This is a genomic window from Enterovirga sp., assembly GCF_035325185.1.
Classification (GTDB): domain Bacteria; phylum Pseudomonadota; class Alphaproteobacteria; order Rhizobiales; family Beijerinckiaceae; genus Enterovirga.
This window is the reverse complement of the sequence record NZ_DAOLAJ010000032.1, coordinates 18,046-35,693: the sequence shown is the minus strand read 5'-3', so window position 1 is coordinate 35,693 and position 17,648 is coordinate 18,046. Positions and strand designations below refer to the sequence as shown.

Annotated in this window: 15 protein-coding genes; 10 read left to right on the top strand and 5 right to left on the bottom strand. The window is 67.2% G+C overall.

Going from position 1 to position 17,648, the window contains the following annotated elements; translation table 11 throughout:
• The 7 genes from PKD06_RS08690 to PKD06_RS08660 form a co-directional block, all read left to right on the top strand.
• On the top strand, positions 1 to 1,418 hold a 1,418-nt coding region (locus PKD06_RS08690; protein ID WP_324379562.1), incomplete at its 5' end, for a 4Fe-4S binding protein.
• A gap of 24 nt (positions 1,419 to 1,442) precedes the next feature.
• Positions 1,443 to 3,368 carry a TAT-dependent nitrous-oxide reductase gene (gene nosZ, locus PKD06_RS08685; protein WP_324379560.1) on the top strand — a complete coding sequence of 642 codons (1,926 nt, stop codon included), beginning with the start codon at positions 1,443 to 1,445 and terminating at the stop codon, positions 3,366 to 3,368.
• An 81-nt stretch (positions 3,369 to 3,449) separates the two neighbouring features.
• Positions 3,450 to 4,751, top strand: a complete 1,302-nt coding sequence (locus tag PKD06_RS08680) for a nitrous oxide reductase family maturation protein NosD (RefSeq protein ID WP_324379566.1) — start codon at positions 3,450 to 3,452, stop codon at positions 4,749 to 4,751.
• A complete protein-coding gene (locus PKD06_RS08675) occupies positions 4,748 to 5,665 on the top strand; it encodes an ABC transporter ATP-binding protein (protein WP_324379558.1) in 918 nt (305 codons plus the stop codon). Before PKD06_RS08680 ends, PKD06_RS08675 begins: the two co-directional genes overlap by 4 nt.
• Positions 5,662 to 6,489 (top strand): ABC transporter permease subunit, encoded by an 828-nt coding sequence (locus tag PKD06_RS08670; RefSeq protein WP_324379556.1) that lies wholly within the window; start codon positions 5,662 to 5,664, stop codon positions 6,487 to 6,489. Before PKD06_RS08675 ends, PKD06_RS08670 begins: the two co-directional genes overlap by 4 nt.
• Before the next feature lie 38 nt (positions 6,490 to 6,527).
• The gene (locus tag PKD06_RS08665) at positions 6,528 to 7,028 is read left to right on the top strand and encodes a nitrous oxide reductase accessory protein NosL (RefSeq protein ID WP_324379564.1); all 501 of its coding nucleotides are present in this window, start codon (positions 6,528 to 6,530) and stop codon (positions 7,026 to 7,028) included.
• Positions 7,029 to 7,059: 31 nt separating this feature from the next.
• A complete protein-coding gene (locus tag PKD06_RS08660) occupies positions 7,060 to 8,025 on the top strand; it encodes an FAD:protein FMN transferase (protein ID WP_324379554.1) in 966 nt (321 codons plus the stop codon).
• Positions 8,026 to 8,104: 79 nt separating this feature from the next.
• Here PKD06_RS08660 and PKD06_RS08655 read toward each other — a convergent pair whose 3' ends face one another.
• The 5 genes from PKD06_RS08655 to PKD06_RS08635 all read right to left on the bottom strand — a co-directional run bounded on the left by PKD06_RS08655 (position 8,105) and on the right by PKD06_RS08635 (position 14,363).
• On the bottom strand, positions 8,105 to 8,506 hold the full coding sequence (locus PKD06_RS08655; RefSeq protein WP_324379552.1) for a hypothetical protein: 402 nt from the start codon (positions 8,504 to 8,506) through the stop codon (positions 8,105 to 8,107).
• Between the two features lie 21 nt (positions 8,507 to 8,527).
• On the bottom strand, positions 8,528 to 11,644 hold the full coding sequence (locus PKD06_RS08650) for an efflux RND transporter permease subunit (RefSeq protein ID WP_324379550.1): 3,117 nt from the start codon (positions 11,642 to 11,644) through the stop codon (positions 8,528 to 8,530).
• 6 nt (positions 11,645 to 11,650) lie between these two features.
• A complete protein-coding gene (locus PKD06_RS08645) occupies positions 11,651 to 13,327 on the bottom strand; it encodes an HlyD family efflux transporter periplasmic adaptor subunit (RefSeq protein WP_324379548.1) in 1,677 nt (558 codons plus the stop codon).
• A gap of 69 nt (positions 13,328 to 13,396) precedes the next feature.
• Positions 13,397 to 13,762: a hypothetical protein gene (locus tag PKD06_RS08640; protein ID WP_324379547.1), complete on the bottom strand. Its 366-nt coding sequence runs from the start codon at positions 13,760 to 13,762 to the stop codon at positions 13,397 to 13,399.
• Positions 13,763 to 13,919: 157 nt separating this feature from the next.
• On the bottom strand, positions 13,920 to 14,363 hold the full coding sequence (locus tag PKD06_RS08635) for a MarR family winged helix-turn-helix transcriptional regulator (protein ID WP_324379545.1): 444 nt from the start codon (positions 14,361 to 14,363) through the stop codon (positions 13,920 to 13,922).
• A 113-nt stretch (positions 14,364 to 14,476) separates the two neighbouring features.
• On the opposite strand from PKD06_RS08635, the gene PKD06_RS08630 reads away from it, so the two are divergent.
• The 3 genes from PKD06_RS08630 to PKD06_RS08620 form a co-directional block, all read left to right on the top strand.
• Positions 14,477 to 14,920 (top strand): VOC family protein, encoded by a 444-nt coding sequence (locus tag PKD06_RS08630; RefSeq protein WP_324379542.1) that lies wholly within the window; start codon positions 14,477 to 14,479, stop codon positions 14,918 to 14,920.
• Positions 14,921 to 14,987: 67 nt separating this feature from the next.
• The gene (locus tag PKD06_RS08625; protein WP_324379540.1) at positions 14,988 to 16,256 is read left to right on the top strand and encodes a hypothetical protein; all 1,269 of its coding nucleotides are present in this window, start codon (positions 14,988 to 14,990) and stop codon (positions 16,254 to 16,256) included.
• A gap of 2 nt (positions 16,257 to 16,258) precedes the next feature.
• Positions 16,259 to 17,648: caspase family protein (locus PKD06_RS08620; RefSeq protein ID WP_324379539.1), on the top strand; the 1,390-nt coding region annotated here is incomplete at its 3' end.

Sequence of the window (17,648 nt, the reverse complement as noted above, 5' to 3'; positions counted from 1 at the left end):
CCTATTCCTTCAAGGGCTCCGGCTATGTGCGCGGCGGCATCTTCGACCGGATCGAGCTTCTTCAGGACGGCCAGGGCGTCCGCTTCCGCGACCGCAACCATATGCGGCTCGGCGATCTCGCGGCCGAGGGCGCGCCGCACCTGCGCGAGATCGCGCTGTTCACCGTGCCCGACGAGTTCTCGCTGAACCTGTCGGAGCCCTGGGACCTGCAACTCCTCGTCCAGCGCAGCTACGGCGCGCGCGACAAGGCGAGCCTCTCCTTCAATCTCGGCTACACCCTGCCGGGCCGCTACCTGAAGGCGCTTCCCGCCCCGCCTCCGGCCGCCGAAACGCGGAAGCAGGCGGCGAATCCGCAGCCGACCGGGGAGCCCTTGTCCGCCGGCCCCTCCGGCGAAGAGCCGCTCTGGGTGAAGATCTGGAGAATGAACGCGGTCCAGATCGGCATCACGGCCGCGGGCATGCTGGTCCTGACGGGCATCTTCTTCTTCCAGAACTGGCTCGTGCGAAGGCCGCGCCTCTTCGCCTGGGTGCGGCGCGGCTACCTGCTGTTCACGCTGGTCTGGCTCGGCTGGTACGCCAACGCCCAGCTGTCCGTGGTCAATGTCCTGACCTTCACCAATTCCCTGATCACGGGCTTCCATTGGGAATTCTTCCTGTCGGCGCCGCTGATCTTCATCCTGTGGGCGGCGGTGGCGGCGGGACTCCTGTTCTGGGGCCGCGGCCCCTTCTGCGGCTGGCTCTGCCCGTTCGGGGCTCTCCAGGAACTGACCAACAACCTCGCGCAATGGCTCAAGGTCCCGCAGGTGAAGCTGCCCTTCGGCCTGCACGAGCGGCTGTGGCCCCTCAAATACATGATCTTCCTCGGCCTGTTCGGGCTGTCCTTCTATTCGGTGGCCCTGGCCGAGACCTATGCCGAGATCGAGCCCTTCAAGACCGCCATCATCCTGAAATTCGTCCGCGAATGGCCCTTCGTGCTGTTCGCGCTGGCTCTGCTCGGAGCGGGGCTCTTCATCGAGCGCTTCTATTGCCGCTACCTGTGCCCGCTCGGCGCGGCGCTCGCCATTCCGGGCCGGATCCGCATGTTCGAGTGGCTCAAGCGCTATCCCGAATGCGGCTCGCCCTGCCAGCGCTGCGCCAAGGAATGCCCTGTCGAGGCGATCCACCCGGAAGGCCAGATCAACGTCAACGAATGCATCTACTGCATGCATTGCCAGGAACTCTATCACGACGATCACCGCTGCCCGCACATGATCCAGGTGCGGCTGAAACGGGAGAAGTTCCAGGCGCTGTCCTCGCCCTCGACTCGCACCCCCGCGAAGCTGGCCAAGGGGCCGGCGGGGCCGGCGCGCCCGCCCGTCGTCACCCATAACGGGGCGCCGCCGGCGCCTCCCGATCCGATCCCCGGCCCAGCGGCCTGACAGGCCCGCCACAAGGAGAGCAGCATGTCACGAGACGACCAGGACGCGAAGGCGACAACGAGCCGGCGGCGGATGCTCGGCACGACGGCGATGCTCGCCGCGGTTGGGGCGACCGAGGTCGGGGCCGGCGTGGCGCTCGGCGGAGCCATGACCTCGCCCGCCGCGGCGCAGGGTGCGGGCGGGCGCAGCCACGAGGTCAAGCCCGGGGAACTCGACGAGTATTATGTCTTCTTCTCGAGCGGACAATCCGGCGAGCTTCGCATCGTGGGCCTGCCCTCGATGCGCGAATTGATGCGCGTGCCCGTCTTCAACCGCTGCTCGGCGACGGGCTGGGGGCAGACGAACGAAAGCCGCAAGATCCTGACCGAAGGGCTCCTCCCCGAGACGCGGGAACTGCTGAAGGACCTGGGCGGCGTCTATCACAACGGCGACCTGCACCATCCCCATCCCTCCTTCACCGAGGGTAGCTATGACGGCCGCTATCTCTTCGCCAACGACAAGGCGAATACGCGCGTCTGCCGCGTCCGGCTCGACGTGATGAAATGCGACAAGATCATCCAGTTGCCGAACCAGCATACCGTCCACGGCCTGCGCGTGCAGAAATATCCGAGGACCGGATACGTCTTCTGCAACGGCGAGGATCGGGCGCCGATCCCCAATGACGGCACGAATATGGGAGACAAGTCGGCCTATCGCGCGGTCTTCACCGCGGTGGACGGCGACACGATGAAGGTCGCCTGGCAGGTCTTCGTCGACGGCAATCTCGACAATGTCGATGCCGACTACCAGGGCAAATACGCCTTCTCCACTTGCTACAACTCGGAAGAGGGCGTGACGCTCGCCGAGATGACGGCGAAGGACGAGGACTGGATCGTCATCTTCAACCTCGCCCGCATCGAGGAGGCGGTGAAGAAAGGCGAAGCCAAGACCATCAACGGCGTGCCGGTGCTCGACGGGCGGCACGGCTCGCCCTATACGCGTTACGTGCCGGTGGCCAACGGCCCGCACGGCATCAACACCGCCCCCGACGGGGTCCATGTCGTCGTCAACGGCAAGCTGTCGCCCACTGTCACGGTCTTCGACGTGCGCAAGTTCGACGACCTGTTCAACGACAGGATCAAGCCCCGCGACACCGTGGTCGCCCAGCCGGAACTGGGCCTCGGGCCGCTGCACACCGCCTTCGACGGGAAGGGCAACGCCTATACGACGCTCTTCATCGACAGCCAGGTCTGCAAGTGGAACATCGAGGACGCCAAGCGCTCCTTCAAGGGGCAGGCCGTCAATCCGATCCGCCAGAAGCTCGACGTCCATTACCAGCCCGGCCACAACCATTCGTCCATGGGCCAGACCAAGGAAGCGGACGGCAAGTGGCTTATCTCGCTCAACAAGTTCTCGAAGGACCGCTACCTGAACGTCGGCCCGCTGAAGCCCGAGAACGACCAGTTGATCGACATCTCGGGCGACAAGATGGTGCTCGTCCATGACGGCCCGAGCTTCGCCGAGCCGCACGACGCCACGATCGTCCACCGCTCCAAGATCAATCCGATCAGCATCTGGAACCGGGCGGACGTCTTCTTCGAGGATGCCGTCAAGCAGGCCAAGGCGGACGGGATCGACCTCCTGGTCGACAGCGAGGTCAAGCGCGACGGCAACAAGGTGCGCGTCTACATGACGTCGTCCGCCCCGGCCTTCGGGCTCGACCACTTCACGGTCAAGCAGGGCGACGAGGTGACCGTCTACGTCACCAATATCGACGAAGTGGAAGACCTCACCCACGGCTTCGCCATCATCAATTACGGCGTCAACATGGAGATCGGGCCGCAGGCGACGGCCTCCGTGACCTTCACGGCGAGCAAGCCCGGCCTCTACTGGTATTATTGCTCGTGGTTCTGCCACGCCATGCACATGGAGATGAAGGGCCGCATGTTCGTGGAACCGCGGAGCGCCTGACGGGTGGCGCGCCGGGCGACGATATGGGCGGTGGCTTCGTGCCTCGCCGCCCTTTCTCCCGGCACGGCCGGGGCGGCGGAGATCGCCGTTCCGGCCGGCGCGGAACCGCTGCAATCGGTGGTGGACGCCGCCTCGCCCGGCGACGTGCTGCGCCTCGCCCGGGGCGAGCACCGGGGGCCGGTCACGATCGGGAAGCCGCTGACGCTCCTCGGCGAGGACGGCGCCGTGCTGAACGGCGGCGGCCGTGGCAGCGTGGTGACCATCGCCGCGCCCGACGTCGCCGTGCGGGGCCTTCGCATCGAGGGATCGGGCATGGAGTTCGAGACCCAGGATGCCGGCGTCTTCGCGACCGAGGCCGCGACGAACGCCGTCATCGAGGACAACACGCTCTCCGGCAACCTGTCCGGCATCTACCTGCACGGTTCGCGCGACGCGCTCGCGCGAGGCAACCGCATCGAGGGGCTGCGCGAGGGGCGCACCAGCGACACCGGGAACGGCGTGACGGTCTGGAACGCGCCGGGCGCGAAGGTCGTCGGCAACGTGATCGGCTTCGGCCGCGACGGCATCTTCGTCACGGCCAGCCGGAAGAACGAGTTCCGCGGCAACGTCTTCCGCAACCTGCGCTTCGCCATCCACTACATGTATGCCAACGACAGCGTGATCGCCGACAACGTCTCGATCGGCAATACGGTCGGCTATGCGATCATGTCGTCCAACCGGCTCGTCGTCACGGGCAACCTCTCGGATCACGACCGGGACAACGGCCTCCTGTTCAACGCCGCGAACGGCTCGCTCATCCGCGGCAACGTCGTGCGCGGCGGCCCGCAGCCCATGGCGCGCTGGCTCAATAACGGGCGGCGCTTCGATCCCCACCTCCCCGTCGAGGCGCGCACGGAGCCCGTACGCGGCACGGGGACGCGGATCGGCCCCGAGAAATGCGTCTTCATCTACAATGCCAACAAGAACCGCTTCGAGGACAACCGTTTCGAAGGGTGCGAGATCGGCGTGCATTTCACGGCCGGCTCGGAGGGCAATGCGATGACGGGCAATGCCTTCATCGGCAACCGCAACCAGGTGAAATATGTCGGCACGCGCTCGCTCGACTGGTCGAGCGGCGGGCGCGGCAATTACTGGAGCGACAATCCGGCCTTCGACCTCGACGGCGACGGCATCGCCGACAACCCCTACCGGCCGAATGACATCGTCGACCGGGTGCTATGGCAGACGCCGGCCGCCAAGGTGCTGGTCAACAGCCCGGCGGTGCAGGTGATCCGCTGGGCGCAGGCGCGTTTCCCGGCGGTCTTTCCCGGCGGCGTCGTGGACAGCCGCCCGCTGATGGCGCCGCCCGCTGCGAGCGGGGCGTCCGGAGCGGGGCGGCCATGATCTTCCCTATCGTCCTCGACGAGGTCGAGCGGCATTACGGGCCGGTCAAGGCGGTCGACGGCGTCTCCTTCTGCGCGCAGGCGGGGGAGGTCGTGGCCCTGGTCGGCCATAACGGCGCGGGCAAGACCACGCTCATCAAGCTCATGCTGGGCCTCGCGCGGCCGAGCGCCGGGCGCGTCGCCATGCTCGGCCAGGACCCCGCCGATGGCGACGTGTCCGTCCGCAAGCATCTCGGCTATCTGCCGGAAACGGTGTCCTTCCACCCCGCCCTCACCGGCCGGGAGACCTTGCGCTTCTATGTCCGGCTGAAGGGCGGCCGCAGGGGCGGCGAGGATGCGCTGCTGGAGCGGCTCGGCCTCGCCCATGCCGCCGGGCGGCGGGTCGGCACCTATTCCAAGGGCATGCGCCAGCGGCTCGGCCTCGCCCAGGCGATGATCGGCGAGCCGCGGGTCATGCTGCTGGACGAGCCGACGACCGGGCTCGACCCGGAACTGCGCCAGCAATTCTACGCCCTCCTGCGCGAGATGCAGGCGGGGGGCACGACCATCCTGCTCTCCTCGCATGCGCTGAACGAATTGGAGGGCAACGCCACCCGCGTCGTCATCCTGGACGGGGGACGGAAGATCGCGGACGGCTCGCTCGACGAATTGCGGCGCATGGCGCGGCTGCCGACGCGGATCCGCCTCAGGACCGCCGATGGCGGCGCCCCGCGCCTGCGCGCCTGGATGGGCGAGCCGCCGGGCCTGCGCCAGATCAACGGGCATATCGTCGAGATCGACGCCTCGCCCGAGGACAAGGCCGCCTTCCTGCGGCGGGCGGCGGGGGCGGATGCGCCGTTTGAGGATCTCGATATGATGCCGCCCGGCCTCGACGAGCTGTACGCTCATTTCCTGGCGCAGAGGGCGCCCCGATGACGACGATTCTTCTGCTGGCGGAAAAGGAGATTCGCGAGGGCCTGCGCAATCGCTGGGTGATCGCCGCGACCGCGCTTCTCGCGACGCTCGCCCTCACGCTTTCCTTTCTCGGCAGCGCGCCGACGGGGAATGTGGGAGCGGGCGCGCTCGACGTCGTGGTGATCAGCCTCGCGAGCCTGACGATCTTCATCGTGCCGCTGATCGCCCTCCTGATCTCGCACGACGCGATCGTCGGCGAGATCGAGCGGGGCACCATGACGCTGCTGCTCAGCTATCCGGTGCGGCGTCGGCAGGTGCTGGTCGGCAAGTTCCTCGGCCATCTCGCCATCCTGGCCTTCGCGACCTTCGCCGGCTACGGCCTCGCCGCGGCGGCGCTCGCGGCCACGGGGAAGGCGGGCGGCGGCGGATGGTCCGCCTTCGCCGTCATGATCGCGTCCTCCACGCTGCTCGGGGCGGTCTTCGTCGCGATCGGCTACCTGATCAGCGCGCTGGTGCGCGACCGCGGCACGGCGGGCGGCCTCGCGGTCGCGATCTGGCTTCTCTTCGTGGTCATCTACGACATGGCGCTCCTCGGCGTGCTCGTCGCCGACCAGGGCCGCCTCGTGTCGGGCGGCGTGCTCGACGCGCTGCTCCTGCTCAACCCGACCGACGCCTATCGCCTCCTCAACCTCTCCGGCTCCGCCGACATCGCCTCCGCCTCGGGCATGGCGGGGATGATCCGCAGCCCCGCTCTCGCGCCGGCCGCCCTCGTCGGCGCGCTGGTCGCCTGGGTGCTGGCGCCGATGTCGCTCGCGGCGCTCGCCTTCTCCAGGAGGCCGCTGTGAGGCCGGGGCTCGCTTTCGCCGCGCTCGCCCTTCTCCTGATGGGCGGATGCAAGGAGGAGGCGGAGGCTCCGCCTCCGCCCTTCGCCCTGACGCGGGAGGCCATGGGGCGCTATTGCGGGATGAACGTCGCCGAGCATGGCGGGCCCAAGGGGCAGGTCATCCTCGCGCGCTATATCGAGCCGATCTGGTTCTCCACGGCCCGCGACGCCATCGCCTTCACCATGCTGCCGGACGAGCCGAAGGACATCCGGGCCATCTACGTCTCCGACATGGCGAAGGCCCCGAGCTGGGAGAAGCCGGGCGCGGAGAACTGGATCGACGCGAAGGGGGCGTATTTCGTCCTCGACAGCCGCCGCAATAGCGCCATGGGGACGCGGGAGGCCGTGCCGTTCTCGTCGGAAGGCGCCGCCGCGGCTTTCGCGCGGGAGCATGGCGGCCACGTCCTGCGCTTCGGCGACCTCCCGCGCGACTACATTCTCGATGCGGCCGGCGCCGATTCCGCACCGCCGGACGCACCGCCTCCAGGCAAGGTCGACTGACATGAGGGTGAACGGACCGTCCCGACGCCGGATGATCGCCATCAGCGCCGCCGCGGCGGGCATGGCTCTGCTCCCGCATCAGGCCGAGGCCGCGCCGGACGTGCTGACATGGCGCGGACAGACCATGGGCGCGCAGGCGTCCCTCGTCCTCCACCATCCCGACGGGCGGCACGCGGCCCGGCTGCGTGACGACGTCCTCGCCGAGATGCGCCGGCTGGAGCGCATCTTCAGCCTCTACCTCGACGATTCCGACCTGAGGCGGCTCAACCGGCAGCGTGTCCTCGCCGCACCGCCCCCGGAAATGGTCGAGATCCTGCGCCAGAGCCGCGACGCTTGGGACCTGACCGGCGGCGCCTTCGACCCCACGGTGCAGCCGCTCTGGGCAGCCTATGGCCGTCATTTTTCGCAGGCGGACGCCTCAGAGGGGGGGCTTCCGGCGCAGGAGCTGCGCGACTGTCTCGACAGGATCGGCCTCGACAGGCTGCTCGTCTCCCCGGACCGGATCGAGCTGCCGGTGTCCGGCTCGGAGCTGACCTTCAACGGCATCGCGCAGGGCTATATCACCGACCGCGTGGTCGACCTGCTGAAGGCCGGCGGGATCGAGCGGGCAATGGTGGACATGGGCGAAAGCCGGGCGATCGGCGCGCGGCCGGACGGAACCGGCTGGCGCGTGGGCATCGCCGATCCGCAGCGCGCGGATCGGATCGTCGAGGTGCTGGAGGTTGCCGACCGGGCGGTCGCCACATCGAGTCCCTACGGCTTCCGCTTCGATCCGCAGGGGCGGTTCAGCCATATCCTCGATCCGCGAACCGGCGCCACGCCGCAGCTTCACGCGAGCGTCACCGTGGTCGCAGGGCGCGCCGCCCTGGCCGATGCGCTGTCGACCGCCTTCAACCTGATGCGCCTCGGCGACATCGAGAGCGCCCTCCGGAAGGTTTCCGGCGTCGAGGCTCATATCCTGCCGCTTGGCGAGGGGTCTTCTCTCATCCGTCTGTGAGGTGTGGCGGGCCGCTTTTCCCTTCGCCGCCTCTTCATTCCGCAGGCTCGACGCTCCGGCAAGCGGCCCGGCCCGATGACTATTTCTTCTCGAACCGTGCCTGCATGTTGTGACCGTGGATCTTTGCCGAGAAGACGACCTTGGCACCGGCGCCGAGCGGAGCGGCGAGCGGCCCGGATAGCTTGTTCGGCGCGGCCGGAGCGAGCTGGATCGTCGTGTTCTTTCCGCCCTGGGTGACGATGGCTCGTCCCGTCGTGGATCCGGTGTCCAGCGGCGTGCCGTCCTCGTCCTGGACAAAGAAGGTCAGCGCCGTGTCCGTCGCGACCATTTCGATCGGGTGGCCGTCGGCCACCGAAACCGGTCCTCCGTTCGCCCCGATGGGTGTCGAGCCCGAGCGCGCCTGGGGGTTGCCGGTCTCCCGGGCCAGGGCCTGTCCGGCCGACAGCAACAGCGCGGTGGCCAGGAATTCACGCCTGAACATGATCGTCTCCTTTGGTGAACGTCAGAAAGCTTCAGCCGGGGTGAGGCCCGCTTCGCGGCCGGCGGCGATGCGCTCCAGCGGCGGGCGGCCGAAGAGCAGGAACAGGATCGGCGTGACGATCGTGTCGAGCAGCGTGGCGCTGATCAGGCCGCCGAAAATCGTCACCGCGACGGGGTGCAGGATTTCCTTGCCGGGCTGATCGGCCCCGATCAGAAGGGGCACAAGCGCCACGCCGGCCGAAAGCGCGGTCATGAGCACCGGCGTCAGGCGCTCGAGAGAACCGCGAATCACGAGTTCGCGGCCGAACGGCACGCCCTCCTGCAGGTGCAGGTTGATGTAGTGGGCGACCTTGAGGATGCCGTTCCGGGCGGCAATGCCGGTCAGCGTGATGAAGCCGACCATCGACGCGACGGAAAGCGGCTGGCCGACCAGCCACAGCGCGCCCACGGCCCCGATCAGGGCGAGCGGAACGCTTCCGAGGATGATCAGCGCGTAAGCCGCCGATTTGAAGCGGCTGTAGAGGACCGCGAAGATCATCGCGAACGACAGCAGCGACAGCATTCCGATCGTCCGGCTCGCCTCCTCCTGGGCCTGGAAGTTGCCTTCCAGGACCGCGGCATAGCCGGGCGGCAGCCTTGTCGCCTCGATCTGCCGGCGGATGCCGGCCGCGATCCGGGCCATGTCCGTCTTTCCGTCGCTGTTGGCCTGGACGACGATGCGCCGGCGCCCGTTCTCGCGAAGGATCTGGTTCGGCCCGTCGGTCTCCCGGAATTCCGCGATCTGGCGGGCGGGGACCCAGCCGGTCGGCGTCTCGACCAGGAGGTCGCCGAGGCGCTGCGTCGTCCGCATGGCGTCCGGCAGCCGCATGACCACGTCGAAGCGGCGGAAGCCGTCGACGACCCGGGAGACGACCGATCCGTTCGAAAGACGGCTCAGCTGGTCGACGAACATGGCGGGTTGCACGCCGTAGAGCGCGGCACGCCCGTAATCGACCCGGATCTCGAGTTGGGGAATGCGCACCTGGCGCTCGATCTGGAGGTCGACCACGCCGGGAACCGTGGCGACTTTCGCCCGAAGGCCCTCCGCGAGGGAGCGAAGGGTGTCGAGATCCTCCCCGAAGACCTTGAGCGCAATCTCGGCCCGCACGCCCGACAGCATGTGATCGATGCGGTGGGAGATGGGCTGGCCGATATTGACGGAGACCGGAAGCGCGGAGAGCCGGTCGCGGACATCCGCCACGAACTCTGCTTTCGGCCGGGCATCCGGCTTGAAGTTGACCTCGATCTCGGAGACGTGGACACCCTCGACGTGCTCGTCGAGCTCGGCGCGGCCGGTGCGGCGGCCGACGGACGCCACATCCGGCATCTCGGCGATCAGCTTCTCGGCGATCGCCGCGACACGGCTCGACTCGGCGAGCGAGATGCCGGGCTGGAACGTGGCATTGACCGTCAGCGTGCCCTCGTTGAAGGGAGGCAGGAACGCGCGCGGGAGAAACACGGCCGCGAGACCCGCCAGCGCGACGCCGATGCATGCCAGGGCCAGCACCGTCTTCGGGATCCGAAGCACGACCTCGAGCAGCGCCCGGTTTCCGCGCTTGAGCCATGCAACGAACCGTCCCTCGTCGCGGTGCTTCTCGAGGATCCCCGGCAGAAGGTAATAGGCCATGACCGGGGTCAGGGTGATCGAGACCACCAGGCTCGCCAGGATCGAGATGATGTAGGCCTGCCCCAGGGGGGCGAAAAGCCGTCCCTCGATGCCCGAGAGGGCGAAGAGCGGCACGAACACCAGGACGACGATCATCGTGGCGTAGACGATGCCCGACCGCACCTCCTGCGATGCCGACACGACGATGTCGAAGACCGGCTTCGGGTGCGCGCTCCGGCTGTTCTCGCGGAGCCGCCGGAAGATGTTCTCGACGTCGACCACGGCGTCGTCGACGAGTTCGCCGATCGCGATGGCAAGGCCGCCGAGCGTCATCGTGTTGATGGAGAGGCCGACCGCATGGAAGATCGCGGCCGTCGTCAAGACCGAGACCGGAATGGCCGTCAGGGAGATGGCCGTCGTGCGCAGATTGAGCAGGAAGGCGAACAGGATGATCGCCACCACGACGACCGCCTCCGCCAGCACGCGTTCGACATTCCTGATCGAATTCTCGATGAAGTTTGCCTGGCGGAACATGACCTGGTCCGCCTTCGTGCCGGCGGGGAGGGTCGAATTGATGTCGCGCAGCGCCTGCTCGACGTCCTGCGTCAGCTTGATCGTGTCGATGGCCGGCTGCTTCTCGACCGAGATGGTGACGGCGGGCTTGCCCATGTAGCCGCTGTCCCCGCGCTTGGTGCGGGCGCCGAAATCCACGGTCGCGACCTGATGCAGATAGACGGGCCCGGCGGCCGTGCGGGCCACGACCATGTTGCGCAGGTCATCGAGGCTCAGCGTGCGGCCGATGTTTCGGATCAGGTACTCGCGGGCATGCTGGTCGGTGAAGCCGCCGCCTTCATTGGCCCCGAACCGAGCCAGCGCGGCCTCGACCTGCTGGTAGGAGATGCCGAATGCCCGCAGAGCAGCCGGATGCGGGGCGATGCGATACTGCTTCACCTCGCCGCCCATGGGGATGACCTGGGCGACGCCGGGGATCGACAGGAGCCGCGGGCGGATCGTGAAATCCGCGATCTCGCGCAGCTCCATGGGCGAGAGGGTGTCGGACGTCAGGGCGACCAGCAGAATCTGGCCCATGAGCGAGGAGACGGGTCCCATCGTCGGCGTCACGGTCGGCGGCAGCTGCGGCCGCAGCATCGCCAGGCGTTCGGAGACCTGCTGGCGATTCCGATAGATCTCGGTGTCCCAGCCGAACTCCACGTAGACGATCGAAAGGCCGACGCCGGAGACCGATCGCACCCGCGTGACGCCCGGCAGGCCGTTCATCTGGGATTCGATCGGGACGGTGACGAGCTGCTCGACCTCCTGCGGGGCGAGCCCCTCGGCTTCGGTCATGATCGTCACGGTCGGCCGGTTGAGGTCGGGAAGGACGTCGACCGGCAGGCGCTTCACGGACAGAAGGCCGAGCAGGATCAGGACGGCCGAAAGGGCGCAGACCAGCAGCCGGTTTCTGAGAGACTGGGTGACCAGGAAGGTGAACATCGCCCGTCACCTGATCTGATTGAGGAGTTCGGCGCCGCTCGAGACGATGCGCTTGCCGGCCTCGAGTCCCTGGGCGACGATCACGCGGTCCCCGTCGAGCGGCTCGACCCGCACGTCGCGCGGCTCGAACTTTTCCGGTCCGGTCTTCTCGAAGACGATGCTCTGGCCGTTGCCGCCGCGAACCACGCTCGCACGCGGCACGGCAATGCCGGCACGGCTGTCGGCGCGGCCTGCCGTGACGGTCACGAACTGGCCGATCCGCAGGCCGGGCGCTTCACCTTCGATGGCGAAATGGACGGGCGCGGCCTGGTTGCGGTTCGACAGGCCGGTGCCGAGATGACGCAGGGTCATATCCCGGCCGTCGGCGGTGCGGGCCGTGGCCGTCGCGACCGCCGCGGGAGCCTCGAAGCTCAGCGCCTCGATCAGCAATCGCGCGGGATCCAGGATCTGGAAGACCACGGCGCTCGGCGCGGCGATCTGCCCCGCCACGGCATTGACCTCGGCCACGATCCCGTCGATCGGCGCCACCAGGGGCTCCGGGGCGGTACGGATCCTGTCGAGCTGGGCCCTGCGGTCGCGGAGCCCGCGAAGCTCCGCACGGGCTTCCTCGGCCTGAACCTGGCTGACGATCCTGCTTTTGGCGAGGACATCGAACCGGGCGACGCGCCGTTCGACGATCGTGATCTGCTGGTCGAGTTCACCCTGCTTCTGCAGCATGTCGGAGCTGTCGACGAGCTGCACGGGAGGCGTGGCGTAAGCCAGGACGTCGCCCTTCTTCACGCGGGCGCCGAGCCGCGGAAAACCCTCCGGCGGCGCGCTGAGGCGGCCACCCTGGGCGGATTGCACGAGCCCGCTGCCATTGGGATCCGCGATCACCCGCCCCGGCAGCTCCATGGCGGTATGGTGATCTCCCGTTTCGCTGACGAGGGTGCGGATTGCCAGCAGGCGCTGGGTCGGCTTCGGCACGAAGAGATTGCCGTCCGGCAAGCGTTGCGCCTGATCCCGGGAGCCGGCGCGGGAGGCCGCGGGGCCCTCTGCCGCGTGATTTTCGTGAGCCCGTGCATCCATGACGGGGATCGCCAAGGCCAGAAGCGCCACGATGGGCAAAGCCTTCGGCCTGCGGCGGCGCAGGATGGTCGCGGCGAGAAGGCCGGCGGCGAACCCGCCGAGCGCGATCAGCCCGCTCCCGGTCCCGATCCTGTCGCGCAGCCCGGCGGCGAAGGCCGGGCTCGTCCACCAGGAGGTCTTGGCCGGCGCTGCCGGTGCCGGCTCCTGGCCATGAATGTCCAGGGTGACCGGAAACACTTCGGTCTCGTCGCCGACCGTGACGGTCAGCGTGACGTCGTATTCGCCGTCCTTGAGCGACCAGGGCGCGGCGAGCCGGTAGCTCCCGGGTTCGATCTCCTCGGCCATCGCGGCGCCGACAGGGGTCTCGGCCTCGATCCTGGCACCCGCGACAGGTTCGTTGGTCGCGAACCGGTCGAGATGGAGTGTCAGGGTGCCGTTTCTGGCGACCGCAACGAGCTCGAGCTCGTCGGACACCGAGAACGCGCGGGGTGCGATGGGAGCGATTGTCGCAGGTTGATCGTCGTGATCGTGGCCTTCATGCGCAAACGCGCCGCCGCAGCTGAAAACGACAGCGGTCGCCAGCGCGAGAAGCACCGACCTGATTCGGACGTACATGAAGGCCTCCACCTGAGGGCATGGAACGTCGCGTCGACATTCCAGAACGGGCGTCAGGCGCCCGCGAAATCAGGCGGAGTGCTTGGGGGGATCCGGCAGGCGTTCGCCGAGCGCATCCTCCAGGCCGGGAATGTCGGTGACGATCGCGTGGCCCCGCAGCACGCAGATCGGGACCGGAACCGAAGAAGATGCCGGCACGATCGACAGGTGGCTTGCGATGCAACAACCGCATGCATCCACCTGATCGGACAGGCGATGGCTTTCCGCGCCATCGACGCCCTGATTCCCGACATGGGCATGGCTCAGGCCCGCGAGTTCCCCGGGAGCATGCATATGCGCTTGCGCGGGCAGAGCCGGAATGAGGGTGAACATCAGCGCTGCCAGCAGGGCCAAGCCCTTGCAGACCCTCAAAAGCGGAGGACGCAGCGACGTCATGGTCCCCGCATAGACGAGCTGTGGCCGGTTTGCCAGCGCGTGATTTGGTCGCCCTGCTCGAGCGAGGCGGGCTCGGCCTGGGGCCGATATGGCCACCAGCTTTCGGGGCGGTTGGGACCGGGTCTCGATGCCGATCAGCGTCGCAGCAGATATTCGCTCATCGGGATAGCAGCGCCAGATCGGACCGCAGTCGGATCGGGTCCGACAGCTCGGCTTCGATGGCCGCGTGGAGTTGCGTCCAGATCGGCAGCGCATCCGCCAGAACGGCTCTGCCGGCCGGTGTCAGGGACAGGAGACGGACCCGCCGATCTGCTCCGTCATGGCTGGTCGCGACGAGTTCACGGCGCTCGAGCGGCTTGAGGTTTGCGGTCAGCGTCGTCCTGTCCATCGCCAGCAAGGCGGCGACGCTGCCGAGGCTCGCGGGCTTGGGTCGGTTCAGCGACATCAGGAGCGAGAATTGGCCGCTGCTGATGCCGACAGGCTTCAGCGCGAGATCGAAGCGTCGCGCGAGCGCACGGGCCGCCCGCTGCGCATGAAGGCACAGGCAGGCATCGCGCACCAGCAGGGTCGTTGCGAAGGTGAGTTCGGTTTGTGCGCCCATCGGGTGGGTTGACATCTCCGATCGATATGAGTTGATATCAACTGATATCGGGAAGCGTCAATCGATGCCGTGTCCAACCCGCATCGACGCTTCGTTTGGAAAGGGAGACGATCATGAAGATCGTGACCAGCCTGAGCTTTCAGGGGCAATGCCGCGAGGCCTTCGAGTTCTACGCCAGGGTTCTCGGCGGCAAGATCACGGCCGCAATTCCCTATGGCGATGCGCCTGCGGGCATGCCGATCACCGACGAGAAGTACAAGAGCTGGCTGATGCATTGCTGGCTGGAGGTCGGCGATCAGGCCCTGATGGGGGCCGACATGGACGCCGCCTGGGCGCCCAACATCGAAAAGCCGAAGAACGGCTTCGACGTCACCCTGCACGGCACGGACAAGGCGCAGGCGCAAAGCTGGTTCGAGCAACTCTCCGCAGGCGGCAAGGCGGTCATGCCCTTCGGCGAGACCTTCTGGTCGCCGGGCTTCGGCTCGCTGATCGACAAGTTCGGTATCCCCTGGATGATCAACACCATTCCGCCGGGCGACTGGAAGCCGAAGGGCTGACCCCAAGTACCGGACGGTTGTGCGCCCAAGCGGCTGCCGGTACTCTGCGCCCGCAAGGGAGAGCGGGATGCCGATCATCTATATGCACGGGGTCAATACTCGGACGCCCTCCCATTTCGCACCCGTGAAAGAGTATCTGCGTCGGATCGTAGCTCCGGCGATCGCGCCCGACCCCGAGAACGTATCAATTCGCGCCGCAGACTGGTTCCAGTTCTGCCCGCCGCCCAAATGGGGCGGAATCTCGCGGCCCCGCACCGCGTTCCGCGCGCAAGGCGCTGCTGAGGCTCCCCGAAACGAGGTCCTCGACAGCCTCGCATCCAAGTTGCCCAAGGCCCCATCCGCACCGCGCGCGGGCGGCTTGACGAGCGGGCAGGTGACGTCTCCGGCCCAGAACACCCGCATCGATACATTGCCGGACGAAGAACTCGCGGATCTCATCGCGCTCTCGATCCGGCCTCCGCCCGAAGACGGCAAGATCGAGACGGAGGCGGAGTCCATCGAACGCGCAAGGATCGGGGCGGCGGCCGATCGGGTCGCGCAGGATCGGGAAATCCGTCAGCGTCTTGCCGCGGCCCCGGACCTCGACGCGCAGTTGAAGATCGTGGCGGACGCCGTGCAGAAGGACGTCGAAGCGATGTCGGGCTTGAGCGGTCAGGGCGCCGTCGGCGACTTCTTTCGCGGCATGCGCGATCGTGTGACGGAAAGTATTTCCCGGGTCGGCAGCGCTCCTGCTGCGGGCCTGACGGTGGTTGCGAGCGAACTTCGCCCGACGCTCAACGACTTCGCGACACGTTTCATCGGCGACGTCCTTTATTACATGAAGGGGCGCGGCAAAGCCGATGCTCCCGGGGCGATCCCGTCCGTTCTCCTGAAGGAGATTGATCTCGCGCACATCAACAAGAAGGAGCGCGGCGGCGAGCCGATCGTGCTTCTGACCCACAGCATGGGCGGACAGATCGCCTATGATGTCATCTCCAGCTTCCTGCCGGCCTCCGGCAACTCCGCGAAGGTCGATTTCTGGTGCGCAACGGCCAGCCAGGTCGGCTTTTTCGAAGAACTCAACATGTTCCTCGCCAGTTCCGTAGACTACAGCAAAGCGACGGGTCGTCGGATGCCGTTGGCCACGTCCAATCTCGGGCATTGGTGGAATCTCTGGGATTCCAACGACATCATCAGCTTCACCACGAAGGGCATCTTTGCCGACGGCATCGACGACGAAGAATTCTGGTCCGGAATGTCGGTAGCCGCGGCGCATGGCGGCTACCTCGAGCGGCCGAGCTTCTATCGTCTGTTCGCCGAGAAGCTCAGCGCAGCCTTTCCCGATCGGACAGCGTAGCAATGGCGCTTAAGCCACACCAAACCGAGCGCGGCCTGTGGGTGGATGATGAACTGGACCCCCAGGGCCCCGGCGTTCACGCCCTCATCATCGGCGTCAGCCGGTACGATCACCTCGAAAAGGGGGCGCTTACCAAAGCGGGCGCGGAAACCTACGGTCTTGGGCAACTCGCCGTCTCCGCCCTCACCGCCTTGCGTTTCTTTGGCTGGTTGCGCGGCGACTACGCCTTGAGCGGGTGGCCGCTGGCACGGGTTCGTCTTCTCCTGGCCCCTCAGAAAAAGGGCGTGGGCCTTGCGGAAATCGACGAGCTTGACGGTTGCGTACCAGAGATCGTGGACTGGGCCGGAGAGGCGACGTTCGATGCCTGCAAGACGGCGATCCGTCGCTGGTATGCGGACATGAAGGGTCTCAAGGCGCCGGCGCGGGCGCGAAGTCTTTTCTTCTTCAGCGGACACGGGATCCAGCTCTCTCGCGCGAACCAATTGCTTCTGCCATCCGACTACGCCGACCCCGCCGGCGGAAAAGACGAGGCCATCAAAACCCAGAACCTGTTTGATTGCCTGTCCTCGCTCGTTACCGCGCCGTCGCACATCGTTCTTCTCGATGCCTGCCGCAACGATGTCGAGAAGTTGCGCAAAGTCGACGGCACGAACGTGATCGACGAGAGCGAGAGCCCGGGTGACCCGCGGCTCGAATTGCGGGTGCTTCGTGCCACAGCCTTCGGTTTGCGCGCCTACCAACCGACGACACAAGGCGGGATGTCCTTGTTCGGGCAGGCGCTCCTCGATGGGCTGAGCGGCAGGCCGAACCCTGTTCTCGGCGAGCCCGCGATCGAACTCTCGCGCCGAGGATCACTCGACACCGTCGAGATCAGCAATCTCCAGACCTATATGAACGGCCGGATCGACGCCCTCATCAAGGCAGCGAATGAAGCCGTCATCCAGGTCGTGCGCGCCGATGACAGTCAAATTGGCGGAGCGCGGATCGACGTGACCGAGGTCTCGAAAGCTCCGCCTCCTGACGCCTCGGCGGGCGGGGATCGATTTGTCGAGGAAGTGGTCTTCCATGGCGTGGTGCCGGGGGAGGGTGTCGACCGTTGGCGCGGCCCGCCGGCCACGGAAGCCATGCTGGCCCCCCCGGCGAAGAAGAAGCGGAGGACCGCCGCTCAGCTGCCCGGCGCCTGGTTTCAAAAGCGCTACGGCGAACAATATCGGGCGCCCGACGACGGGCTGACGGAGACAAGCGCTTACCCGGTTCTCGGCTCGGAGGCCTTTTCGGTTCCCTGGGGGTACCGGCAGCTGGAAGGCTTGTCGACCGCCGAACGATACGACCGCGGCAAGCTGCAGCTCGTCTCGGCAGCGCAAACCGGACATGACGGCAAGCTGCACGGGA

Coding starts and splice junctions, on each gene's coding strand:
- PKD06_RS08635 (WP_324379545.1), bottom strand. CDS start 14,363: ATGGGCGCACAAACCGAACTCACCTTCGCAACGACCCTGCTGGTGCGC.
- PKD06_RS08675 (WP_324379558.1), top strand. CDS start 4,748: ATGATCTTCCCTATCGTCCTCGACGAGGTCGAGCGGCATTACGGGCCG.
- nosZ (WP_324379560.1), top strand. CDS start 1,443: ATGTCACGAGACGACCAGGACGCGAAGGCGACAACGAGCCGGCGGCGG.
- PKD06_RS08645 (WP_324379548.1), bottom strand. CDS start 13,327: ATGTACGTCCGAATCAGGTCGGTGCTTCTCGCGCTGGCGACCGCTGTC.
- PKD06_RS08640 (WP_324379547.1), bottom strand. CDS start 13,762: ATGACGTCGCTGCGTCCTCCGCTTTTGAGGGTCTGCAAGGGCTTGGCC.
- PKD06_RS08660 (WP_324379554.1), top strand. CDS start 7,060: ATGATCGCCATCAGCGCCGCCGCGGCGGGCATGGCTCTGCTCCCGCAT.
- PKD06_RS08670 (WP_324379556.1), top strand. CDS start 5,662: ATGACGACGATTCTTCTGCTGGCGGAAAAGGAGATTCGCGAGGGCCTG.
- PKD06_RS08655 (WP_324379552.1), bottom strand. CDS start 8,506: ATGTTCAGGCGTGAATTCCTGGCCACCGCGCTGTTGCTGTCGGCCGGA.
- PKD06_RS08650 (WP_324379550.1), bottom strand. CDS start 11,644: ATGTTCACCTTCCTGGTCACCCAGTCTCTCAGAAACCGGCTGCTGGTC.
- PKD06_RS08665 (WP_324379564.1), top strand. CDS start 6,528: ATGGGCGGATGCAAGGAGGAGGCGGAGGCTCCGCCTCCGCCCTTCGCC.
- PKD06_RS08625 (WP_324379540.1), top strand. CDS start 14,988: ATGCCGATCATCTATATGCACGGGGTCAATACTCGGACGCCCTCCCAT.
- PKD06_RS08630 (WP_324379542.1), top strand. CDS start 14,477: ATGAAGATCGTGACCAGCCTGAGCTTTCAGGGGCAATGCCGCGAGGCC.